Genomic DNA, 23,191 nt, shown 5'->3' on the forward strand with positions numbered 1-23,191 from the left:
GATGTTAAATCCCGGTCGCGGGATAACTATGTCGATGTTCTTGGCTTCATTGCCGGCGGCGGGCGCGATACAAGAGCGCTGTTAACGTGAGGCGATTGACCAACTGTGAAGCAGATCGCGCAGAACTATAAGAGCGGCGAGCTCAAGCTGATCGATGTGCCGGCGCCGCGTTGTCGGCCCGGCGGCGTGTTGGTGCGCACGGCGTTCTCGGCGGTGTCGACCGGCACCGAGATGATGAAGTTCACCGAAGGCCGCCTGTCGCTGCTCGGCAAGGCGCGCGCGCGACCCGATCAAGTCGCCAAGGTGGCGCGCTCGGTCCGCCAGCAGGGCTTGCTTGCGACCTACCAGAAGGTGATGAACCGGCTCGATTCCTACACGCCGCTCGGTTACTCACTGTCGGGCACCGTCGTGGAAGTGGGCGAGGGCGTCGCCGGCTTCTCGGTCGGACAGCGGGTCTGCTGCGGCGGCAATCAATATGCGACCCACGCTGAATACAATTGGGTGCCGGTGAACCTCTGCGTGCCGCTGCCGGACAGCGCCGCGCTCGACCAGGCCGCCTTCACCACCATCGCCTCGATCGCGCTGCAGGCGATGCGCCAGTCGGAAATCCGTTTCGGCGAGACCGCCTGCGTGATCGGCCTCGGCCTGATTGGGCAGATCATGGTGCGCCTGCTGCGCGGCGCCGGCGTCGTGGTCACAGGGCTCGACCGGCTGGAGGCGCGCTGCCGGCAGGCCGAGGCCGCGGGCGCTGCGGCCTGTGCCGTCGCATCCGACGATGCCGCCGCCTCCTTTCGCGCCCGGATCGATCAGCTGACCGCAGGCAACGGCGTCGATTGCGTGTTCATCACCGCGGGCAGCGACGATCCCGAGCTCGCATCGCGTTCGGCCGCGTTGCTGCGCGACCGCGGCCGCATCGTCGATATCGGCAAATGCACGTTGAACCTGCCGTGGAACGAATTCTACGACAAGGAGCTCGACGTTCGCTTCTCGCGCTCCTACGGCCCCGGCCGCTACGATCCGCTCTACGAGGAGGGCGGCATCGATTATCCGATCGGCCATGTGCGCTGGACCGAGAAGCGCAACATGGAGGCGATCGTCGCGCTGCTCGCCGACGGGCGGCTGGATTTTTCCTCGCTGATTTCCGAAACGGTGCCGCTGGAGCAGGCAACATCGGCATTCGAGCGCATGAGCCGGGGCGAAATCGGCCTCGGTATGGTGTTCGCCTATCCGGATGCCGCTCCCCGCACGATGCAGATGACCTATCGTCCGGCGGTTGCCCTGCGCAGCGGCCGCGTGCGGCTCGGCGTGATCGGCGCGGGCAATTATGCCTCCAGCATGCTGTTGCCGCAGCTCGCCAACGACGCGCGCGTCGATCTGGTGGAGGTCGCCACCAACACTGGCCTGAGCGGCGCCACCGCGGTGCGCAAGTTCGGCTTCGCGCGCGCCTCGACGGATGCGGCCTCGGTGCTCGGCGCCGACGACATCGATGCGGTGTTGATCGCGACGCGCCACGCCTCCCATGCCGGCCTTGCGGTGCAAACGCTGCGCGCCGGCAAGGCGGTGTTCGTTGAAAAGCCGCTGGCGATCGATGCAGGTTCGCTCAGCCAATTGGAGCAGGTGATCCGCGAAACCGGCAACAACCGGCTGATGGTCGGCTTCAACCGCCGCTTCTCGCCGCTGTTGCAGGGCATGCGCGCGGCATTCGCGCCGGCAGGCCCGCAAACCCTGCAATATCGCGTCATCGCCGGCCCGCTGGAGAAATCATCCTGGTATCTGCAGGCCGAGAGCGAGGGCAGCCGCTTCGTCGGCGAGGGCGGGCATTTCATCGATGTGTTGTCCTGGTGGCTCGGCGCCGAGCCGGTGCGTGTCTCCGCGAGTGCCGCGGGCAGGGACGTCGATAATCTCGTCGCCACCTTCGACTTCGCCGACGGCTCGGTTGCGAGCCTCAGCTATCTCACCGGCGGCGATCCTCGGGTGCCGAAGGAGGCGCTCGAAATATCGGCAAGCACCGGCTTTGCCGCTTTCGACAATTTCGCAGGCTTCGAGGTCTGGTACGCCGGACAACGGACGACGAAAAAAGCGAGGCTCGACAAGGGCCAGCGGCCGATGCTGGATGCCTTCATCGCGGCGGTCGCAGCGGGAGCCGCGATGCCGATCGGGCTCGGATCGCTGCTGGCGACCACCCGCGCAACGCTTGCGGTGCAGGAGAGCGCTGCCGCCGGCATGCCGGTCGATCTGACGCGTGGCGCCGCAGAGCAGGGCGCCGTGCGCGCCGCGACCGGCGCGAGATGAATCCGGCCTGGTATCTGCGCAGGCTGCGGCGCATGGAGCCGTCCGAGCTTGCGGGACGGGTGAACGACCAAATGCTGCGCCAGCTTTGGCGGATCGCCCCGCCTGATGTCGCGCGGCGTACCGGCACCAGGCTGGCTCCGGGCGCGCGACAGCCGCGGCTGAAGCCGCTGCCTTCGCCGGATTGCGCGCCGCGGCAAGCTGCCGAGCGGCTGATCGAGTCCGCGAACCGGATCCTCGCGGGACACTGGCGGATTTTTGCCAGAGATCATGATGCCCTGGGCGAACGGCCCGACTGGTTCGTCGATGTCCGCAGCGGCAAACGGGCGCCCGCTGGTGCGTACGCGTTTGCGGTTCCCTATCGCGACGAAGCCGCGGTCGGAAACATCAAATACATCTGGGAGCCGTCGCGTCACCACCATCTCACGGTGCTCGCGTCAGCCTATTACCTGACCTCGGATGAACGCTACGCCAGCCGCGTGGCGGAGCATCTCACAAGCTGGTGGCGCGAGAATCCGTTTCCGTGCGGCCCACACTGGATCAGCGGCATCGAGCTCGGCGTGCGGCTGATCTCCTGGGCCTGGGTACGCCAGCTGTTGCAGGGCTGGCCCGGCGCGCCTGCGCTGTTCGAGGACAACGACCAGTTCCTGACGCAGCTCTATGCACATCAATACTGGCTGTCGCAATTTCCGAGTCGTGGCTCGTCCGCCAACAACCACATCATCGCGGAAGCCGCCGGGCAGTTCGTGGCGGCCTGTGTATTTCCCTTTTTCCGCGACAGCGCGCGCTGGCGCGCGCAATCCGCTGCCACGCTGGCCCATGAGGCCGTTGCGCAAACGCTTGGCTGCGGCAGCAACGCCGAGCTCGCGACCGATTATCACGGCTTTGTCCTCGAACTCCTGCTCGCCGCGGCGGTGCAGGGCGAAGCGTCGGGACATCCGCTTGACGATGCGGTCTGGACCACGATGTGCCGCATGAGCGATGTCATTGCCGCGATGCTCGACGATCGCGCGCATCCGCCGCGTCAGGGCGATGGCGACGACGGCATCGGCCTGCTGCTCGACGATCACGCCGGCAATCGCTGGCTCGGTCTGCTCGCTACCGGCGCGCGCCTGTTCGGCGATCTGCCATGGTGGCCGTCATTGCCGGAGTCCGATCTGCGCAGCTTTGTGCTGACCGACGGCATCGCGGCGCGTGCGATCGCGGGGCGGCCGGCGCGCCGTCCGCATGTGCTGGCTGGGGCAGGGCAGGCCTTTCTCGTCGATGCCGAGCGCGCGGTGTGGTGCCGTTGCGACCACGGCCCGCACGGCTTCGGCCGGATCGCCGCGCATGCCCATGCCGACGCGCTGTCGCTTGAATGCAGGATCGGCGGGGTCGATGTCCTCGCCGATCCCGGCACCTATTGCTATCACGGCGATCCGCGCTGGCGCGCCTACTTCCGCTCCACGCTGGGCCACAACACGCTTTGTCTGTTCGCGCGTGACCAATCGGTGTCGGGCGGGCCGTTCCTCTGGACCCGGCATGCACAGAGCCGGCTGATCGCGACGAGCGGCCTGGATGACCGTGATGCAGACGCGAGCTGGATCGCGGCGCACACGGGATATCAGGACGAAGCCGGTCTCGTGCATCGCCGCTCGGTGCAATTGCAGCGGCAGGCGTCGCGACTCGTCGTCACCGATATTGTGCTTGGGCATGAAGGACTTGGCGACGAAGGACTTGCGGTGCCGGCGCGCCTCAGCTGGCATCTCGGTTCCGAGGTTGAATGCAAGCTCGACGGGCGCACGGCGCAACTCGCATGGCCGGGCGGACACGGCGAGCTCGATCTACCCGCCGCGCTGAGCTGGACGTCGTATCGCGGTGACGAGGCCGTGCCGGCCGGCTGGTATTCGCCGTCGTTCGATCTCAAAGTGCCGGCGACCACGCTGATCGGCTCCGGAACGCTCGCGGCCGGCCAAAGCCTGGTGACGGAGCTGCGTTGGTCGCGAGACTTAGCGCCCCGATCATGAGGATCCTGGTTGCTCACAACAGGTATCAGGGCCGCGGCGGCGAGGACGTCGTGTTCGAGGCGGAAGTCGATCTGCTACGCGGCGCGGGACACAGCGTGGAAACCCTCACGGTCAGCAACGCGGTGATCGATTCGCTCGCCGCGCGGATCGCGACCACGCTGTCGATCGCCGACAATGCGGAGGGCAGGCGGGTCATGGCGTATGCGATCGACCGCTTCCGCCCCGATGTCGTCCACGTCCACAATTTCTTCCCGCTGCTGTCGCCAGCGGTGTTCGATCTCTGCCGGCAAAAGCGCGTGCCCGCGGTGGTGACGCTGCACAATTATCGCACCATCTGTACCGGCGGCATGCTGCTGCGCGACGGCCGGATCTGCCACAAATGCCTGGATCACGGTCATCTCTGGGGTGTTGCGCATCGCTGCTACCGCGGATCGCTGCCGGGCTCGCTGGCCTCGGCCTACATGATCGCGCAGCACCAGCGGCGCGGCACCTGGACGCGTCCCGGCCTGCGCCTGATCGCGCTGACGCAGTTTGCCAAGACCCTGTTCGCGCAAGCCGGCTTCGACGCGGACCGGATCGACGTGAAGCCGAACTTCATGGCCGATCCCGGTGCGCCCGATCCGGCCGCGCCGCGTGCCGGATTGCTCTATGTCGGGCGGCTGAGCCGCGAGAAGGGCGTCGGCGTGCTGCTCCAAGCCGTTGCCGGGGCCGGCGTGCCGTTGCGGATCGTGGGCGAGGGACCCGAGCGCGCCGCGCTCGAGGCGCGCGCGTCCGGCAATGTGACGTTCCTCGGCGCACTTCCGCGCGAAGACGTGCTGCGGGAAATGGCGAATGCGCAGGCCCTGGTCGTGCCGTCGCTCTGGTACGAGGGATTCCCGATGGTCGTGGTCGAGGCCTTTGCGCGCGGCACGCCGGTGATTGCCTCCGCGATCGGCGGACTTGCCGAGGTGGTGACCGCGGGCAAGACCGGCGCCTTGGTGTCGCCCGGCGATGCGGCTGCGCTGCGAAGCGGGATCGCCGACACGCTGGGCGCCGCGGATCGTGCTGCTGCCTGGGGACAGGCCGCGCGGGCCGCCTTTCTCGAGCTTTACGCGCCGGATGAGAATCTCCGGCAGCTCGTGGCGATCTACGCCCGCGCTTCCGCAGCATAGCTATCGCGGATGCCGTTTCGGCCGTGATCGGTACCACGGTGCCGGCTTCGCGTGCCCGCCGCGAGCAAATCGCGGCGAATCTGATGTTAATTTGTTATATCAGGGCCCTGCAGTCTGATGCCGCATCGACGTTGCCGCACGGGTTGAACTGTCCCGATTCTGCGATTGATTTTCCTGGCTTTCGCGTCTCCGGAGCAGCAACCCGCAACCGGGATCTCGCAATAACGCCCGTCGAATCCCGCCCAGTGGTGGAGTTTGACGCTTTTTTGGAGAAGCTCTCACGCGGCGCAGAAATATTTTTTCAGATCAGAAAATCGCGCCGAAAGCTGCGCAGCAGCTGCGAAATTCCGCGCTCCGATGCGATCAGGGGACCCGATGAAACCCCGTATAATCACTACCCTTTTTTGCGCCGCGGCTAACATTTGTGGGTGACCAGCGCTGAATGTTATTCGGTATGCGAGATTGCGCTAAGTCTCACAAAAGCCTCAGGGAACCAGATGTTAATAGCGCATTGCTGATTGACACTCCGGTATTGCGGACTTAACAATGGACTTAACAAGTTCGTAACGTGTGTCCACATTTGAGCTGCGTCGCAACAAACCAGTTGTGATTCAACAGCTTAGGTGCGGGCGAGCGGCTTGAATCCTCGTATCCCAAGCAGGGGCTACCTCGATGGCGACTTACAATCTAGACCAAACCGACCTCAAACACGCGATCAACGGAACGATCGATCACGCGACCCAGCAACAGATTTTTGACTATCTGATCAACGCTGGGATCGGTTACACCAGCCCGGACGACGGCACTGCGATCCCGGTGCAGGTGGGTGCTGGCATCACCAACCCGGATCCGGACGCCAATGTTCTGATCGAAACCAACGCAAATAACACCGTTACCACCGACGCCAACCTGAAGGCGATCATCGAAGACACCAACAAGGACGTGACGCTGACGGTGAACGGCAGCACCCCGGTGCTGGTCGCGACCGGCAACGGCAACGATCAGATCTTCCTCAACAACACCGGTGACACCACGGTTCTTGCCGGCAACGGCAACGACACGATCTTCGGCGGCGCAGGTCACGACTCGCTCTCCGGCGGCAACGGCAACGATGTCCTGGTCGACAACGTTTCCGGTCACAGCACGCTCGATGGCGGCAAGGGCAACGATCTGCTGTTCGGCACCGGTGCCGATACGCTGATCGGCGGCTCCGGCAGCGACACGCTGTACGGCGGCAGCTCGTCGACCCTGGAGGGCGGCAGCGGCAACGACGTGCTGGTCTCCGGCAGCACGGTCGGCAACTCCAGCACGCTGGATGGCGGCACCGGCAACGATCTGCTGCGTGGCGGTGCGGGCGATGATCGCCTGAACGGCGGCGCCGGCAACGATACGCTGATCGGCGGCTCGGGCAACCAGATCCTCGACGGCGGCAAGGGCAATGACGTCCTGATCGGCGGCTCGGGCAACAATCAGCTCTACGGCGGTGCCGGCAACGACGCGCTCTACTCGAACTCGGATGCGTCGCACGGCTCGATCCTCGACGGCGGCGCCGGCAACGACTCGCTGTACGGTGGTGCGGGTGCCGACACGCTGTATGGCGGCGCCGGCAACGACCTGCTGGTCGGCGGTTCCGGCACTGTTGCCGAGTACGGCGGCGCGGGCAAGGATGTGCTCTACTCGGGCAGCGATGCGTCGCACGCGACCTCGCTCTATGGCGGTGACGGCAACGACTCGCTCTATGGCGGTGCCGGCAACGACACGCTGTATGGCGGCTCCGGCAGCGACACGCTGGTCGCCGGTTCGGGCACGCAGACGCTCATTGGCGGCGGCGGCAATGACTCGTTCGTTGGTTCGGCGAGCGGTACGGCGTCGATGGTTGGCGGCTCTGGCCAGGATTACTTCTACCTGTCCAACGCCAACAGCAGCGACACCATCGACGGTGGTGCAGGCAGCAAGGACTCCCTGACCTTCCTCGATCACTCCTCGACCGACGTGACCGACATCACCGCCGGCAAGGACGGTTCTCTGGACGTCAACTTCAGCAATGGCCAGGTGACCCAGATCAGCAACATCGAATACCTGATCTTCAACGATGGTCACTCGACCAAGCTGTAAGATCCCAAGTCTGAACTAGCAGGTCTGAACTAAGCGAATCTGCACTGAACGAAGGCGCCGCCTCAACGTTGGTTGAGGCGGCGCTTTTTTGCGATTGCAGGTGGTGTTCAGAAATGTTGTCTGATAACCTCGCAGTGTTGCTGACTGCTCCAATTGTGAGTCATCGCGATAGTTTGACTATTTGCTTAGCGATTATGTAGCGCGCTCAAGCAGGGGCTACATCGATGGTGACGCAAAACCTGAACCAGACGCAGCTCGAGGCCGCGATCGGCTCCACGATCGATCACGCAACCGGGCAACAGATTCTCGACTATCTGATCAGCGCGGGGATCGGTTACACCAGCCCGGATGACGGCGCGACGATCCCGGTGCAGGAGGGCGCGGGGATCAGCAATCCGGATTCGAGCGCCAATGTTCTGATCGAAACCAACGTCAGCAATATCATCCACACCGACCCGAGCCTGAAGGCGATCATTGCAGCCACCGACGGCGACGTGACCCTGACGGTGAGCGGCAGCACTCCGGTGCTGGTTGCGACCGGCGACGGCAACGATCAGATCTTCCTCAACAATACCGGCGACACAACGGTTCTCGCCGGCAATGGCAACGACACCATCTTCGGCGGTTCCGGTCACGACACGATCGACGGCGGCGCCGGCGACGACACGCTTTACGGCGGTAGCTGGTCGCAGCTGTCTGGCGGCAGCGGCAACGACGTGCTGCTGTCTGGCAGCCAGGTGGGCACCTCCAACACGCTTTACGGCGGCAGCGGCAACGATCGGCTGTTCGGCGGTTGGGGTGATGATCGCCTGTTTGGCGGCACAGGTGACGACTGGTTGAGCGCTGGTTTGGGCAATGAGAGTCTCTACGGCGGTGAGGGCAATGATACCTTGGTCGCCGGCGTCGACAGCTGTCAGCTTTACGGCGGTGCCGGCAACGACGTGCTCTACGCGGACCTGTTTGCCGAGCAGGGGTCGCTGTTGTCGGGCGGTGCCGGCAACGACACGCTGGAGGGTGGTGCCAGTGCCGCTGCCGACACGCTCGACGGCGGCGCCGGCGACGACGTGCTGATCGGTGGCATCAGGACTGCTGCGGAATACGGTGGCAGCGGTAACGACATTCTCTATTCAGGCTCCGGTGCGACGTTCGGGACGTTGCTCGATGGCGGTGCGGGCGACGACACGCTGGTTGCCGGTGCGGGGTATAACCCTGCCGATATCGGCTCCGACACGCTGGAGGGCGGTGCCGGCAACGACCTGCTGATCGGAGCCGCCGGGACTGTTGCCGAGTATGGCGGCAGCGGCAGCGATGCGATCTACTCGCACTCGGATGCGTCGCATGGCACGATCCTCGACGGCGGTGCCGGCGACGACTCACTCTATGGCGGCACGGGGGCCGACAGCCTTTATGGCGGCGCCGGCAACGACCTCCTGGTCGGCGGCATCGGAACCGTTGCCGAGTACGGCGGCAGCGGCAACGACATCGTCTATTCGGGCAGCGATGCGTCGCACGCGACCGCGCTCTATGGCGGTGACGGCAACGATTCGCTTTACGGCGGTGCCGGCAATGACACGCTGCATGGCGGCTCCGGCCACGATACCCTGATCGCCGGTTCGGGCACGCAAACGCTGATCGGCGGCAGCGGCGATTCGTCGTTCGTCGGCTCCGCCACCGGTACGGCGTCGATGGTCGGTGGCTCGGGCCAGGACTATTTCTACCTGTCCAACCCAACCAGCAGCGATACCATCGACGGCGGCGCCGGCAGCAAGGACTCGGTGACCTTCCTCGATCACGCCTCGAGCGATGTGACCGACATCAGCGCCGGCAAGGACGGCGCGCTGGACGTCAACTTCAGCAACGGCCAGGTGACCCAGGTCAGCAACGTCGAATACCTGATCTTCAACGACGGTCACTGGACCAGGTCGTAAGATCCAAGGCCCGCCACCAGGCGAAGCGCCGTCTCGACCCCGGTTGAGGCGGCGTTTTTCCTGTATGCGAATGTGATAACCGGAACTTTATCGACCGATCCGCGTCGAATCCGCTCCTCTCCATCACAAGTTCCACTTCTGGCGTTTCCGCCAGCGGATGTTAGAAGTTAGCTTGTCACATTCGGACCACGTAGCTTTTGTAAAGGCGTGCTCGCTTGACATCACGCGAACCCCGCGGAGCTTTCGAATTGGCCAAGAAGAAAATGCTGAATGCCGGCGCTGGAACGACGGTTACCAAGCGCATCCAGCCGCTCCTGACATCGCATGAGTGGGAAGAGATTCGATTGGACGTCGACGGCGGCGTGAGCCCGGATGTCGTCGGGTCGATCACCGATCTCTCGCAGTTGTTCCCGCTGGCCTCGTTCGATGCGATCTGGTGCTCGCATGTCATGGAGCATCTCTATGCCCATGAAGTTCATCCGACCTTTGTCCAGTTCCGTGAAGTTCTCAAACCGGACGGTTTCGCGCTGATCATGTCGCCCGATCTGGAGGCGGTGGCTCAGCACATGCTGACCCAGGGCCTCGGCGCTATCGCCTATGTCTCGCCGGCCGGTCCGATCCGGCCACTGGATATGATCTACGGGCACTCCGGTGCGATCGAGCAGGGACGCCACCACATGGCGCACAAGACCGGCTTTTCGTGCGATCGGATGGGGAACCTGCTGCTCAGCGCCGGCTTTCCGACCGTTTCCGTCCGCAGCGGGAATTTCGAGGTTTGCGCGCTGGCGCTGATGCCACAGGCCCGGGAGGAGCGGATCCGGCCGCAGCTGGAGGCCTGCGGTTTCGATTTCCGGGAGACGGTGACCCCCGTCTCGTAACTTCGACATGTTAAATAATGTTATAAGGTTCCGTGGTTAAACCAACCACGGCAATGCTCAAAACCGGCTTGCCGGCCCGCCGCTTCATATATCTTTTTGAGGCGGTGTGCTGAAAATGCTGCGTTAGCGAACTAACAGTGATAAGTTATAATTCGCTCGAGCCCGTGATCGTGCGCAGTCGAAACTTCGAGGCCTCCATGACCAAACACCTCTCGCTCGTCGGCGCACCTTCGGTGGAGGCGCTGCCACCCTCGGGCCTCGCCTGCCTCGTCATCGTGGCACGGCAGCACGGTTTGCACCTGACGCCGTCCCAGCTGATCCACGACAATCTCCTCGGCGACCAGGAAGTCACGCTGCCCGAGCTTCTGAAGTGCGCGAATTCCTCCGGCATGACGGCCAAGGCCGTCACGCTGGACTGGCAGGGGCTGAGCCATCTCAAGCGGGCGCTGCCGGCGATTGTCCGGCTGCGCGATGGCAGCCACATGGTGCTGCTGCGGCTCGAGGGCGACGAAAACAGCACCCGGGTGGTGTTGCAGGATCCGAATGCGAGCGAAGATGCGCTGCTCGTCATCGATCAACCGCGCTTCGAGGACATCTGGTCGGGCGATGTCGTCATGGCCAAGCGCGACTACGAGATTTCCGACGAGACCCAGCCGTTCAGCTTCGGTTTCGTCACCGCCCTGCTGTTCCGCGAACGGCGCATCCTGCGTGACGTCGCGATCGCGGCGCTGATCCTGGGTTTCATGGGCCTGGCGCCGATCATGTTCTGGCGGCTGCTCTCGGACAAGGTCATTTTCTACAAGGCCTACAACACGTTCTATGTGCTCTGTATCGCCATGTTCGTGGTCATCATGTTCGAGGCGGTGTTCTCGTTCCTGCGGCAGTATCTGGTCCAGCGCCTGACGGCGCGGCTGGACGTCAAGCTGTCGACCTACGTGTTCGAGAAGATGCTCAACCTGCCGATCGATTACTTCGAGCAGAACCCGGTCGGCCTGGTTTCGCGCGACATCCGCGAAGTGTTCCGGATTCGCGGCTTCCTGACCGGGCAGTTGTTCGGAACCATTCTCGATTCGACGACGCTGTTCTTCTTTCTGCCAGTGATGTTCTTCTTCAGCCCGATCATGACGCTGATGGTTCTCGCTTTCGCCGGCGTGATCGTGACCTGGCTGATCCTGATGCTGCCGGCCTATCGGAAGAAGTCCTCGGCAACGCTGGCGGCTGAGGGCGCGCAGGGCGCGTTCCTGATCCAGAGCCTGAACGGCATTCGGACGATCAAGTCGCTGGCGCTCGATGCGCGCCAGCGCCACATGTGGGATGTGCTCGTTGCGCGGGTCGCCAAGGCGCGTCTTGCGGAAGGCCTGACCGGAACCGCGATCCAGACGGTGGTGAAGCCGTTGGAACGGCTGGCGGTAAGCGCTCCCTATGCGTTTGGCGTCTACCTCGCGGTGTCGAGCGGCGATCCGGTCTATGTCGGGGCGCTGTTCGCCTTCCTGATGCTGTCGCAACGCGTGGCGGGCCCGCTGATGCAGATGGCCCAGCTCATCAACCAGTATGACGAGGCGCGCACCGCCGTCACGATCGTCGGCAGGCTGGTCAATCAGCCGCCCGAGGAGGGGCGCACCGGCCATGGCGTGAGGGCGCCGCTGAAGGGGCATATCGAATTCTCCGGCGTCACGTTCAGATACAAGGGCGCGGTTTCGCCGGCGCTGAACAACATCTCCTTCGAGATCCCGCTCGGCACGACGCTCGGCGTGATGGGCAAGAGCGGCTCGGGCAAGACCACGATCACCCGGCTGTTGCAGCGCCTGCACTCCGACTATGGCGGGTTGATCAAGGTCGACGGCATCGACGTGCGCGAATACGATGTCGACCACCTCCGGCGCAATGTGGGCGTCGTGCTGCAGGAGAACTTCCTGTTTAGCGGCACCATTCGCGAGAATATTTCGGCAGCCAAGCCGGATGCGACCTTCGACGACATCGTCAGGGCGGCGCGGCTGGCCGGTGCCGAGGAGTTCATCGACAAGCTGCCGCGCGGCTACGAGACCTATGTCTACGAAGGATCCACCAATCTCTCCGGCGGCCAGCGCCAGCGCCTCGCGATCGCGCGCGCACTGATCGTCAATCCACCGATCCTGATCCTGGACGAAGCGACCAGCGCGCTCGATGCCGAGAGCGAGACGATCGTCAACGCGAACATCTCGCGGATCGCGCATGGGCGCACGCTGATCATCATCTCGCACCGCCTGTCGTCGCTGACCAAGGCCGATGCGATCCTCGTGCTCAATCGTGGCGTGGTCAACGATATCGGCCGCCACGAGGAGCTTCTCGAGCGCAACGACATCTACAGCTCGCTCTGGTACCAGCAGAATACGCACCTGGTGCCGACGGGCCGCAACGAGAAGAACTTCAGGAGTCCGACCCTTGTCTCCTAATCAGGCTTCGCTCGCGACCGTTCGCCAGTTCCAGTCCGAAACCGACGCCATTCGCGAGGCGGCCGAACCGCTATTGGCCCGCGCGACGTTGTACGTGCTCGCCGGGTTCCTGGCATCGGTCGTCGCGATCATGTGCTTCACCCGCGTCGACCGGGTGATCACGAGCGTCGGCGGCAGAATGGTCCCAGTCGATCAGATCAACGTACTGCAGGCCCTCGATGCCTCGATCATCAAGACGATCGATGTCCGGGAAGGCCAGCAGGTTGAGACCGGGCAGCAGCTCGCGACCCTCGACTCGACGTTCACGGCTGCCGACGTCTCGCAATACAAGTCGCAGATTGCCAGCCTCGAGGCGCAGGTCGCCCGCGACGAGGCCGAACTGTCCGGCAAGCCGTTGTCATACGGTCAGTCCAGCGATCCGGAAGTCACCCGATACAACGCCTTGCAAAAGGCGCTCTACGACCAGCGTGTCGCGCAGTACCACGCGCAGGTGAACAGCTACGATTCCAAGATCAGCCAGACCGAAGCGACGATCCAGAAGTCGAAGAAGGACGATGAACGGTACAGCCAACGTGCCGAGATCGCCGGCAAGATCGAGGACATGCGCTCGACGCTCGCCGAAAGCGGCAGCGGATCGAAGCTGAACCTGTATTTGTCGCAGGACAATCGCCTGGAGCTGTTGCGTCAGATCGACAATACGCACAACACCCTGCTGGAAGCACAACACCAGCTGGAATCGCTGAAGGCGGATCGCAGCGCCTTCTCCGAGCAGTGGAACGCGCAGCTGAGCCAGGATCTGGTGACGACGCGCAACAATCTCGATACGGCCCGCTCGCAATACGACAAGGCGATCAAGCACCAGGACCTGGTCCGGTGGACGGCTGCCGAGCCTTCGGTGGTCCTGACCCTTGCCAAGCTCTCGGTCGGATCGGTGCTGAAGCCCGGCGATCCGTTCATTACACTGATGCCGCTGAAGACCCGGCTCGAGGCCGAGATCCAGATCCTGTCGCGCGATGTCGGCTTTGTGCGGCCGAACGACCCCTGCACGATGAAGATCGATGCCTTCAACGCGGCGGAGCACGGCACGGCGCAAGGCAAGATTCGCTGGATCAGCGAAGGCGCCTTCACGACCGATGATGACGGAAAGCCGGTCGACGCCTACTACAAGGCGCGTTGTTCGGTCGACCAGACCAACTTCAAGGATGTTCCGAAGAACTTCCGCCTCATCCCCGGCATGACGCTGCAAGGCGACGTCAATGTCGGCACCCGCTCGGTGGCGATGTATCTGCTCGGCGGCATGCTGCGCAGCGCAAAAGAAGCAATGCGCGAGCCATGACGGTATCGACGCGATCCCTCCTCGACCTGCTCCGGCCCGGCTCGTCCCGTTCAAACCCGACACAGTTTGAACGGGGGCTGGAGGCGTACGAGAACCGGCAATATCTCGAGGCGTTGCGCCTTTGGCGGCTCGCCTCGCAAGCGGGCAGCCCGGAGGCGGATTACCGGATCGGGCTGCTCTATGCGCGCAACGAGGGCGTCATCGGCAACCTTCCGGACGCGGTTGCGTGGTACGAGCGCGCCGCCGTCAAGGGACATACCGAAGCGCAATTCCAGCTTGGCTTGATCTACCTCAACGGGGTCAAGCCGATGGTCGGACCGAACCGGCCCGAGACGTGGCGGCAATCCACCGCACAGCGCCTCGGCGACAAGGCGGCCAATCTCCACGATCTGGTTTTCCCGAACGGGATCGGGGTGCCCAAGGATGTCGACGCCGCCTTCCTCTGGATGTCGGCGGCGGCTGAAGCCGGCAAGGCGGACGCGCAGGCGATCCTCGGCGACATGTACGCCAATGGGACGGGCTGCACGAAGGATCACGCAACCGCGTTGCGCTGGTACGAGGCCGCGGCCGAGCAGAAGGCCGCGTCCGGCGAATTCGCGCTCGGCGATGTGCATTACCAGGGCCGCGGCGTTCCCGTTGATTTCGCGCAGGCGGCGATCTGGTATCACAAGGCCGCGGAGCAGGGACATGTGCGCGCGCAGGTTGCGCTCGCGTTCATGTGCCTCAAGGGCACCGGGCTTCCCGGGAATGTCGACGAGGCCGCACGGCTGTTCCAGAGCGCCGCGAGCCATGATGATACGATCGCGCTCTACAACATTGCGCTGTTGCGGCTCGCCGGCAAAGGCGTTGCCAAGGATCTCGACAAGGCCGAGACCGCGTTGCGCAAGGCGGCGCGGAAAGACTATCTGCCGGCGATCCAGGCATTGGCCGAATTCTATGCGCTCGGCAGCTCAGCCGAACCGGATCTGCGCGAGGCGGCGTACTGGTACGAGAAGGCCGCCGAGCGCGGCGATGCGCAGGCGCAATTCTTTATCGGGCGTTTCTATGCCACCGGCACCGGCGTTCCGCCCAGCATCCGCCAGGCGGCGAAATGGTTCGAGCACGCGGCCGAGAGCGGTCACGCCACGGCGGCGCACAACATTGCGGTGTTCTATCTCAACGGCAACGGCGTGACGCGCGACGTTGCAGCCGCGGTCAAGTGGTTCGAGCGCGCGTCCGAGGGTGGCATCAGTGCCGCGGCCGTACAGCTTGGTCGGCTCTACTCCGCAGGCAACGGCGTGCCGCGCGACCAGGCGCGCGCAGCGGAATGGCTGAGCAAGGCGGCCAATGGCGGCGACGCCGATGCCAAGACGGCCTATGCCATGTTTCTGATTCAGGAAGAGCCGTCCGAAGCGCGCCTTGCGCAAGCACGCAAGCTGCTCGCCGACGCCGCCGAGGTCGGGCATCCGGCTGCGGCATTTCAACTCGGCGGGCTGCATATGGGACGGTCCGGCGGCACCGTCGATCTGCCGGCCGCGGCGCAATGGTTCAAGCGTGCGGCAACCGCCGGTCATGTCGAGGCCCAGCACACGCTGGCCCTGCTGTATTCCGATCCGAAGAGCAGCCTCAAGGATCCACAGGCCGCCGCCGGCTGGATCGTCAAGGCCGCCGACGGCGGCAACGCTGCGGCGCAGTTCAAGCTTGCCGTTATGTATTGCACCGGGCAGGGCGTCGAGCAGGACCTCGCGCAGGGCGTGAAGTGGTACGAGTCCGCCGCGCGCCAGGGCCACACGACGGCGCAATACAACCTTGCCGTGATGCTCGGGCGGGGACAGGGCTGCGACGCCGATCCGGCAAAGGCGGCCGAGTGGTTCGAAGCAGCCGCGAAGCAAGGCATGGTCGAAGCGCAGCTCGCGATCGGCGACGCACTGCGTGCCGGCAACGGTGTCGCGCAGGACCGCGATCAGGCGCTGCACTGGTATCGACAAGCGGCGCAGCAGAACAACGAAGGCGCGCAGCGTCGTCTGCAGGCAATGAGCGAGAGCGTCGGCTGAGATTGTTTGGATGCGGACATCTCGTCGCATGCGAGCAGGGACAGAGATGGTGACCGGCTTTGTTTTTGAGCGCGAAGGCACGGAAGCGGGCACGTCGGCGTGACAATCTAGGCAGAACTAACAATGGCTTTCATATCGACGACAGAGAGATTGCGCTAATGTTGCGTTCGCAGAATAAATGCTCATTGTACCTCTGGTTGTGTGAAGATGATCGATAAGCACCGTGAGGCCATGATCGGCGGCGTGTTCGTCAACTTGATCCCGGGATCGAACGTCCGCGTGACCGGGAAAGAAACTGGAGCCGACGTTAAACGTTGGCAGGAGATTGAGTGGCAATGAACAAGATGGTCGAACGGAGCGTCAGGGATACGAAGGATATGTTGCCCGTTGCCAGTCCGGTTCAGCAGGACGACCATCCGCAGAGCCTGTTCCTGGATCCCGATATCAGCGATCTGCAGTCGGGATCGCGGCTGCGTGGCGCGATCCTCGAATATTCGGGGCGAGGGATCTCCGGCTGGATCGTCGATGCCCAGTCGCCTGCCTCGACCGTATCGCTAGCGTTGTTTGTCGCGTCGCACTGTGTCGAAGAGGGACGGACCGGCCGCTCGATGCCGGCGCGCATCGGTCCGCGCAGCGTGATCGGGCGTCCCGGCTTCCGCATCGATCTGTCCACGCCGGGCGTGCGCCGCCGTCTGGCGCGCGCGCTGCGCAACGCGCTGGTCGACCCCAAGCGTGCGCAGATCTATCTGCGCATCAGCCTGAGCGACGGCGAATACTACGAGATCCCGCTGTTCGAGAATTTTACGCCAAGTGAAGCGATTGTTGCGCTCGGCTTCTCGACCGAGGATTACGACGACCTGCTGTTTCCCGGCAACGACAGGATCGTCACCGGGCTGGCGGACGCATCCCCCAAGGAAGTGCGTTACATTTGTTTCTACCTGCCGCAATTCCATTCATTTGATGAAAATGACCGATGGTGGGGACCGGGCTTCACCGAGTGGACCAACGTCTCGCGCATGCGGGCCCAGTTTCCGGCGCATGAATCTCCGTGGTTGCCGGCCGATCTCGGATTCTATGACGTCCGGCTGCCGGAGACGCGTCGTCAGCAGGGCGAGCTCGCACGCCAATACGGCATCGATGGCTTCTGCTACTACGTGTACTGGTTCCAGGGGCGAAGGCTGCTGGAGAAGCCGCTTCAACTGATGCTCGAGGACGGCGAGCCGAATCTGCCATTCTGCATCTGCTGGGCAAACGAGAACTGGTCGCGGCGATGGGACGGCTCGGATGCCGAGCTGTTGCTCGGGCAGAATCACTCGCTCGAAGACGATGTCCGCTTCATCGACGACATGGCCGACTTGCTGCTCGACGAGCGCTACATCACCGTTGATGGCCGCAAGGTCATCGTCATCTACAGGCCCTCATTGCTGCCGGACAAGCCGCGCCTGTTCGAGATCTGGCGTGAGCGCGCCCGGGAGCTCGGGATCGGCGAGCTTCTGATTTGCAATGCGATGACCTTCGGTGAGTTCGATCCGCGTGACGTCAATTGCGACGCGGCAATCGAGTTTCCGCCGCACACCGTCTCGACGAGGGAGGTGCCGCCGACGGAGGTCGATGCACCGCCGACCTTCGCCGGGAAAGTCTACGACTATGTCGACGCCATGCGGTCGTCGATCGGCAAGACCTACGATTTCCCGTTCTTTCCGGCCGTGATGCCGCGCTGGGACAATACGCCGCGCAAGGGGCCGCGCGGTCATATCTTCACGAGGTCCAGCCCGGAGGCGTTCGAGGTCTGGCTTCGCGATGCGACCCTGCGGGCCAAGGGCAACAGCTTCTCCGAATCATTGGTGTTCATCAATTCCTGGAACGAGTGGGCGGAGGGTGCACATCTCGAGCCGGATTCGCGCTATGGACGGGCCTTCCTCGAAGTGGTGCGTCGGGTGGCTTCGGCAGAGCCGATCTCATCCCAGATTCGAAACAGTCCCGATCTGCTGGATTGCCTGAGCAGGCAGGAGCTCGAATGGGCGGTGAAGGAAGCCGCGACGCATGTCGAGGTGCTGGCCAGCCTGCATCGATCGGGCCTCACGCATTCCGGGGTTCAGCGCGTCAGGAGCGGCGTTCCGGTCGAGGCGGAAGGCGCATCCGACAATCCGGCAGGTTCGCTGCTGGTCATCGAAAACATCAATTCCCAGACCGGCGAGCGCGTGATCGTCGATCCGCGCTACGAGATATTGGTGCGCGGATGGATTTGCGCGGGCAATACGTTCGAAGCCAGTCGGCAGAGAACGGGATTCCTGCTGCTCTCCGACCTCGCTCAGGCGAACGCAGCCAACAGCGGTTACTGTCTGGTCGTTGACTGGCACGAACGCGTCGACGTGAAGGAATACATGAAGGCCGAAAGCAAGGACTGCTATTTCGGTTTCCAGCTATCCTTCTCGATCCGCGATTTGCCGGACGGTGAATACCAGCTCGCCATTCTCGAGGTCGGCGACGGAGCCAGCGCGATCGTCAGGTCCCGTCACTCGATCATCGTGAGACGTTGAGGACGCCGATGCTCGCAAGTGTCGTCATCGCCTGCTACAAGCACGAGCAGTATCTCGAGGAGTGCCTCGAGACCGTCTACCAACAGACTTTTGCCGACATCGAACTCGTCATTGTTGACGACAATTCGCCGGACAAGAGTTTTGAGGTCGCGCAACGGGTCATCAAGAAGAAGTCGTTCGGAAAGCGCTTCGTCTCCTGCAAGCTGCTCAAGAACCCGCAAAACCTCGGCGCCCACTACACCTGGAACAGGGCATTGTCGCTGACCAAGGGCGACATGATCTTCCTGTTGAATTCGGATGATGCCTTTTCGAAGGAGCGCGTCCGGCTGTTCGCGGACAAGCACGCCAATGAGCGGCTGTTCTTCGGCTTCTCGGCCGTCGAGCCGATCGACGAACACGGCAAGTCGATCAGCAACTACCAGTTTCCGACACGGCTGCGCTATGCAATCGATCGCGCCCAGATCGCGGGCGCGCCGCTGTCATGGACGTTCCTGGATTCCCAGATTGCCGCGTCGACCGGAAACTTTGTTTTCAGCCGTGAACTGTTGCGTCAGGTGGGGTGGCTTGCCGACCTCAAATACTGCCATGACTGGGACTTCGCACTGCGCGCCGTCACCAAGGTCGAGCCGACTTATCTCGACGCGGATCGATATCTGTATCGGCTGCATTCCACCAACAGCTTCCGCAGCCTGAGCAAGGTGGCGGAGAGCGAGACGAAGGCCTGCATGATGTCGTATTGCCTGAATGCGATCACCACGAGGCCGCAGAACAAGACCTGCCTCAGCCCGTCCAATTTCGGCGATTCATTCTATGACTTCGTGAAGCTTCACCCGAACTTCAATTATTGGGTCAAGCAGATCTACGCGCCGTATCATCCGGAGCATCGGACGGTGGAATCGAACGACCGGACCCGGCCGATCCGCTGGCGCTGATCGCCTCGCACAAGGCTCCGTTCCGGTGATCTCGGAACGGAGCCTTGTGAGTCCGTCGTCGCTTTGCGCGATGCGCTGCACTCCGCGCGAAAGCAACTTAGCAAAGGTTCTTCGACGCAGCCCGTGCAGTCGCTTTGAGAACTTCACGCAATGCTTCCAGGCGGTCAGTCTGGCAGGGCAGGGTCGGCACCAGCCAGCCACCCTCGTCATTTTCATTCCATGCGTAGATCAGCACCGCGGGGGCCCGTTGATCAGGTGCGCGGCTGTTCACCCAATTGATCGATTGCGTGAGATGGCCGGCCAATTCCTGCTTGGTCGGAGCCGTATAGAAATTGGTGATGCCGTCGCCGGGACGCTGCGACGTTTCCCAGGGCACGGGATGTTCGATACGCGGGCGCCGGTCCCATCCCGTCATCACCGTGGGCACGACGGGCACTTGGCTGGCGGCCAGCGCATTCCAGCCCTTCTCGGCATACTTCGCGAGGTCCGCAAAGCTGCCCCGACCGTTGCCGGTTGTAATCGCATAAGACCCGAGCGCGTCGGCGCCCAGATTGGCGGCCTCCTGGCTCAGGAATTTCGTGTCTCCTGCGAGCACGATATAGGGCTCGCCGTGGCCGGCCGCGTTCGCATCGGCTCTGAACTTGCTCAGTTGTGCTTGCAGACCCGGCACGCCGCCCCAGCTTCGCTGCACATCGGCACCCTTGATGAAGCCCAGGAAATAGAGCGGCCGGTTGCCCTCCACCCGCAGATAGTTCTTGTCCGCCATCAGGCCGATGTGCTCCTGGGGGAGTGAGGATAGCTTGGCTGCCGATCCCCATCGACCGAGCTCGGTAAACATGCAGTACTTCAGCTCGGCTGCTTTCGGACGCGTTCTGAATGCATACAGGGCTTTCGACATCGGATGGTTCGCCCCGTAACCGGCGAATGCCCAGTAGTCCAATCCGGCAAAGATGGCCTGGTCGATCTCCTTGTCCATCTCGGTCTGGATCGAGCTCGAAAAATCCAGCGCGTTGGGATCGCGGTTCACTTGCGTCCCGAAGAACGGGGCCCGCCAACGATACTTCTGGGGGCCAAGCGATTGCTTCATCGCTTCCGTCGGCTGCGAGCCCGGCGCGTACCATGCGTCCCATCGAATGGCTCCGACCAGCGGCCGGGAAGGTGTCGCGGCAGCAGCAGGATGCCCGGAACCAAGGAAGCTGAGCGAGCCGGGCAGGAGGCTCGCTGATAACGATGTCAAAAACATCCGTCGCGTCAGCGCGAACGGCTTACGGATTGCTTCGTTCCCATTGTCCATTGGCGATCTCCGATCGTTCCCGTCCTGTGTGACGGTTTCATGCACATGACACCGAGCCCTCTGCTCTATTGTATTGATTTTCCTCGAAATAACCTTACAACAGTTAAGTGTGAGCGCTGCGTGTTATAGCCTTATTCTTGTAGGATAAGTGCGCTAATAGGGAATTCGTGGTGCGAACCAATGTTAATTGCTTGTTGATCTCGTGGGGAGCGGCTCAGGTTGGACATGGAAATTCCTGCATTGTCTAGTTTCAGCTCAGGCGTGAATCTCGATACGCTTCCAGCAAGTGAGATCGAGACAAAGCTTAGAGAATTCTTTTCCGGGCGGATCGCAAATCCGAAACCCGACGAGCTCATCCAATCGGTCGAGCAGCTCGAGCAGCAATTCGGCGACTACAAGGAATTCCAGTTTGCAAAAGCGGCAGCGCTTGTGCAGGCCTGTGATTTCGCCGGAGCGCGCGCAATCCTGCTCGACCTCGTCAAGCAGATGCCATCCGACTCGCGGGTGCTGCATCGCCTTGCGATCGCCGATCTCAACATGGGATCCGCCCAGGAAGCGCAGGATGTCTATCTGTCCGCGCTGGTTGCGGCCCCCAAGAGTGAAAATCTGCGGCGGGAGTTTGCCGGCCTCCTGCGCGTGATGGAGGCGAAGAAGCTCTACGCCGGGGTCGAGCGGAAGAAGCACGGCCTGGCCGCGGTGTGCGCCATCAAGAATGAAGGCGACGATCTGCTGGAATGGCTGCACTTCCACAGGCTGGTGGGCTTCGATCACTTCTATCTCTACGACAACGGCAGCACCGATAACACGCGCGCCGTCATCGAGGCCTTCCCGTGGCCTGACATGATCACCTACCATTTCGTGGAGGGCGAATTCGGCCAGATGCGCGCCTTCTCGCATGCGATCGACAGCTATCGCAATTGCGCCGAATGGTGCGCCTTCATCGATGCCGACGAGTATCTGTTTCCGACGCAGGCCGGCAACATCAAGGACGTGCTGGCCGAGCTCGGCTCGGCGCCGGCGGTGGCGGTGCATTGGTTGAACTTCGGCTCGAACGGTCACGAGGCGCGGCCGGCCGGCTTGTGCATCGAGTCCTTCACGCGTCGCGCGCCGGACGACTTCCCGGATCATTTCATCATGAAGTCGATCGTGCGGCCCGACACCATCGTGTCCTACCTGCATCCCCATCAATCGCTTGTTCTGGGCTGCTACGTCCAGGAAGACGGCACGCCGGTTTTCCCGATTGGCGGCCGCTGCACGGCTCCGAAGCGCAGCAAGCTCGTGATCAATCACTACTACACCAAGTCGCGCGAGCAGTTGCTGAAGAAGCGTGAGCGCGGCCGCCCGCTGGCGGACGGAGATCCTGAAAAGATCCGCGCCATGGAGTTCTTCACGCTGCGCGATCGCAACGACGTGGAAGACGCGACGATCCAGCGGTTTCTCCCCGAGCTGAAGAGGCTGGTCCAGGGTTGAATCCGGGCCTGAAATCCGGGAAACAGGAAAAGGGCGCGCCAATCGGCGCGCCCTTGTTATTTTGTGCATTGAATTGATCGTTGACCCCGCAGGTGCTTCAGGCGCCTACAGCGGCTCCAGCCGGTATTTCGCCAGCAGGGCTTGCGCGGCATCGACATCGATCCTTGGCGGCCGCTGGAACACCGACATGTTGTTGGCGCGGGCGATCTCGCGCGCGACCGTCCGTACCGAATGATAGTGGGGGCGGTTCTCGAAGTCGTGGATTGCGATGAAGGCGCCCGGTGCGGCGTGCAGCAGGCACTGCACGAAGCAGGCCACGCGGAACCGGCCGTCGACGAAGTACAGATCGGCCGTCTTGCTTTCCGGCCGCTCCCAGATGAGTTCATGATAGTCCGGCCAGGAGCTCTCCCGCTCCTTCTCGATCGGATAGCCCCACTCGCGCAACTTGCCGATATCGACGTGCAGCAGCTGCGGCCTGGTGCTGGCATTGCCCGTGGCATCGGCGACGTTGGCGAGCCATTCCGCGGAGGAATCGATCGAGATGACCCATTCCTTCCTGGTTTGGCAGGCGAGCCAGGTGCTTCCGCCCGAGCCGAACTCAAGATAGCGCGTCGAGAGGTCCACGAAGCTCTTGAACAGTGTCAGTTCCTGAGCGTCCATTGCGATTTTCATGGCGGGACCCCGTGGTTTCTCGATTTGCTGTCTGGTGGTGGGTGGCTGCCAATCCACCGTCGGAAGCCGGTCGCGGCTGGTCAAGTCGCGATGAGATCCGGTTGAATCGTCATCG

At 63.1% G+C, this 23,191-nt stretch carries 16 protein-coding genes; 14 read left to right on the top strand and 2 right to left on the bottom strand.

The window, feature by feature from the left end; all coding sequences use genetic code 11:
• Window positions 1-105: 105 nt before the first annotated feature.
• The 13 genes from JQ616_RS24815 (at window position 106) to JQ616_RS24870 (ending at window position 19,640) form a co-directional block, all read left to right on the top strand.
• Window positions 106-2,292, top strand: coding sequence for a bi-domain-containing oxidoreductase (locus tag JQ616_RS24815; RefSeq protein WP_212018964.1), 2,187 nt, complete (start codon window positions 106-108; stop codon window positions 2,290-2,292).
• A complete protein-coding gene (locus JQ616_RS24820; RefSeq protein ID WP_212018966.1) occupies window positions 2,289-4,295 on the top strand; it encodes a heparinase II/III family protein in 2,007 nt (668 codons plus the stop codon). The genes JQ616_RS24815 and JQ616_RS24820 overlap by 4 nt, the downstream gene beginning before the upstream one ends.
• Window positions 4,292-5,446 carry a glycosyltransferase gene (locus JQ616_RS24825; RefSeq protein ID WP_212018968.1) on the top strand — a complete coding sequence of 385 codons (1,155 nt, stop codon included), beginning with the start codon at window positions 4,292-4,294 and terminating at the stop codon, window positions 5,444-5,446. The genes JQ616_RS24820 and JQ616_RS24825 overlap by 4 nt, the downstream gene beginning before the upstream one ends.
• A gap of 23 nt (window positions 5,447-5,469) precedes the next feature.
• A complete protein-coding gene (locus tag JQ616_RS24830) occupies window positions 5,470-5,865 on the top strand; it encodes a hypothetical protein (RefSeq protein WP_212018970.1) in 396 nt (131 codons plus the stop codon).
• 253 nt (window positions 5,866-6,118) lie between these two features.
• A complete protein-coding gene (locus tag JQ616_RS24835; protein ID WP_212018972.1) occupies window positions 6,119-7,561 on the top strand; it encodes a calcium-binding protein in 1,443 nt (480 codons plus the stop codon).
• Window positions 7,562-7,785: 224 nt separating this feature from the next.
• A complete protein-coding gene (locus JQ616_RS24840; protein ID WP_212018973.1) occupies window positions 7,786-9,489 on the top strand; it encodes a calcium-binding protein in 1,704 nt (567 codons plus the stop codon).
• A 263-nt stretch (window positions 9,490-9,752) separates the two neighbouring features.
• A complete protein-coding gene (locus JQ616_RS24845; RefSeq protein WP_212019170.1) occupies window positions 9,753-10,367 on the top strand; it encodes a class I SAM-dependent methyltransferase in 615 nt (204 codons plus the stop codon).
• Window positions 10,368-10,564: 197 nt separating this feature from the next.
• Complete coding sequence (locus JQ616_RS24850) at window positions 10,565-12,799, top strand: peptidase domain-containing ABC transporter (protein WP_212018975.1); 2,235 nt, start codon at window positions 10,565-10,567, stop codon at window positions 12,797-12,799.
• On the top strand, window positions 12,789-14,135 hold the full coding sequence (locus JQ616_RS24855) for an HlyD family type I secretion periplasmic adaptor subunit (RefSeq protein ID WP_212018977.1): 1,347 nt from the start codon (window positions 12,789-12,791) through the stop codon (window positions 14,133-14,135). The genes JQ616_RS24850 and JQ616_RS24855 overlap by 11 nt, the downstream gene beginning before the upstream one ends.
• Window positions 14,132-16,168 carry a tetratricopeptide repeat protein gene (locus tag JQ616_RS24860; RefSeq protein ID WP_212018979.1) on the top strand — a complete coding sequence of 679 codons (2,037 nt, stop codon included), beginning with the start codon at window positions 14,132-14,134 and terminating at the stop codon, window positions 16,166-16,168. Before JQ616_RS24855 ends, JQ616_RS24860 begins: the two co-directional genes overlap by 4 nt.
• A gap of 207 nt (window positions 16,169-16,375) precedes the next feature.
• A complete protein-coding gene (locus JQ616_RS39675) occupies window positions 16,376-16,507 on the top strand; it encodes a hypothetical protein (protein WP_283812667.1) in 132 nt (43 codons plus the stop codon).
• Window positions 16,504-18,708, top strand: a complete 2,205-nt coding sequence (locus JQ616_RS24865; protein ID WP_212018981.1) for a glycosyltransferase WbsX family protein — start codon at window positions 16,504-16,506, stop codon at window positions 18,706-18,708. Before JQ616_RS39675 ends, JQ616_RS24865 begins: the two co-directional genes overlap by 4 nt.
• An 8-nt stretch (window positions 18,709-18,716) precedes the next feature.
• Entirely contained in the window at window positions 18,717-19,640 is a 924-nt protein-coding gene (locus JQ616_RS24870) for a glycosyltransferase family 2 protein (RefSeq protein ID WP_212018983.1), read from the top strand.
• A gap of 97 nt (window positions 19,641-19,737) precedes the next feature.
• On the opposite strand, the gene JQ616_RS24875 is transcribed toward JQ616_RS24870, so the two are convergent.
• The gene (locus JQ616_RS24875) at window positions 19,738-20,934 is read right to left on the bottom strand and encodes a hypothetical protein (protein ID WP_212018984.1); all 1,197 of its coding nucleotides are present in this window, start codon (window positions 20,932-20,934) and stop codon (window positions 19,738-19,740) included.
• A gap of 240 nt (window positions 20,935-21,174) precedes the next feature.
• On the opposite strand from JQ616_RS24875, the gene JQ616_RS24880 reads away from it, so the two are divergent.
• Window positions 21,175-22,404 carry a glycosyltransferase family 92 protein gene (locus tag JQ616_RS24880; protein WP_249137176.1) on the top strand — a complete coding sequence of 410 codons (1,230 nt, stop codon included), beginning with the start codon at window positions 21,175-21,177 and terminating at the stop codon, window positions 22,402-22,404.
• A 105-nt stretch (window positions 22,405-22,509) separates the two neighbouring features.
• On the opposite strand, the gene JQ616_RS24885 is transcribed toward JQ616_RS24880, so the two are convergent.
• Window positions 22,510-23,160, bottom strand: a complete 651-nt coding sequence (locus tag JQ616_RS24885) for a hypothetical protein (protein ID WP_249137177.1) — start codon at window positions 23,158-23,160, stop codon at window positions 22,510-22,512.
• Between the last annotated feature and the right edge of the window lie 31 nt (window positions 23,161-23,191).

It is taken from the genome of Bradyrhizobium tropiciagri (assembly GCF_018130545.1).
Taxonomy (GTDB): domain Bacteria; phylum Pseudomonadota; class Alphaproteobacteria; order Rhizobiales; family Xanthobacteraceae; genus Bradyrhizobium; species Bradyrhizobium tropiciagri_A.

Coding starts and splice junctions, on each gene's coding strand:
- JQ616_RS24875 (WP_212018984.1), bottom strand. CDS start 20,934: ATGGACAATGGGAACGAAGCAATCCGTAAGCCGTTCGCGCTGACGCGA.
- JQ616_RS39675 (WP_283812667.1), top strand. CDS start 16,376: ATGATCGATAAGCACCGTGAGGCCATGATCGGCGGCGTGTTCGTCAAC.
- JQ616_RS24820 (WP_212018966.1), top strand. CDS start 2,289: ATGAATCCGGCCTGGTATCTGCGCAGGCTGCGGCGCATGGAGCCGTCC.
- JQ616_RS24860 (WP_212018979.1), top strand. CDS start 14,132: ATGACGGTATCGACGCGATCCCTCCTCGACCTGCTCCGGCCCGGCTCG.
- JQ616_RS24845 (WP_212019170.1), top strand. CDS start 9,753: ATGCTGAATGCCGGCGCTGGAACGACGGTTACCAAGCGCATCCAGCCG.
- JQ616_RS24850 (WP_212018975.1), top strand. CDS start 10,565: ATGACCAAACACCTCTCGCTCGTCGGCGCACCTTCGGTGGAGGCGCTG.
- JQ616_RS24835 (WP_212018972.1), top strand. CDS start 6,119: ATGGCGACTTACAATCTAGACCAAACCGACCTCAAACACGCGATCAAC.
- JQ616_RS24825 (WP_212018968.1), top strand. CDS start 4,292: ATGAGGATCCTGGTTGCTCACAACAGGTATCAGGGCCGCGGCGGCGAG.
- JQ616_RS24840 (WP_212018973.1), top strand. CDS start 7,786: ATGGTGACGCAAAACCTGAACCAGACGCAGCTCGAGGCCGCGATCGGC.
- JQ616_RS24865 (WP_212018981.1), top strand. CDS start 16,504: ATGAACAAGATGGTCGAACGGAGCGTCAGGGATACGAAGGATATGTTG.
- JQ616_RS24870 (WP_212018983.1), top strand. CDS start 18,717: ATGCTCGCAAGTGTCGTCATCGCCTGCTACAAGCACGAGCAGTATCTC.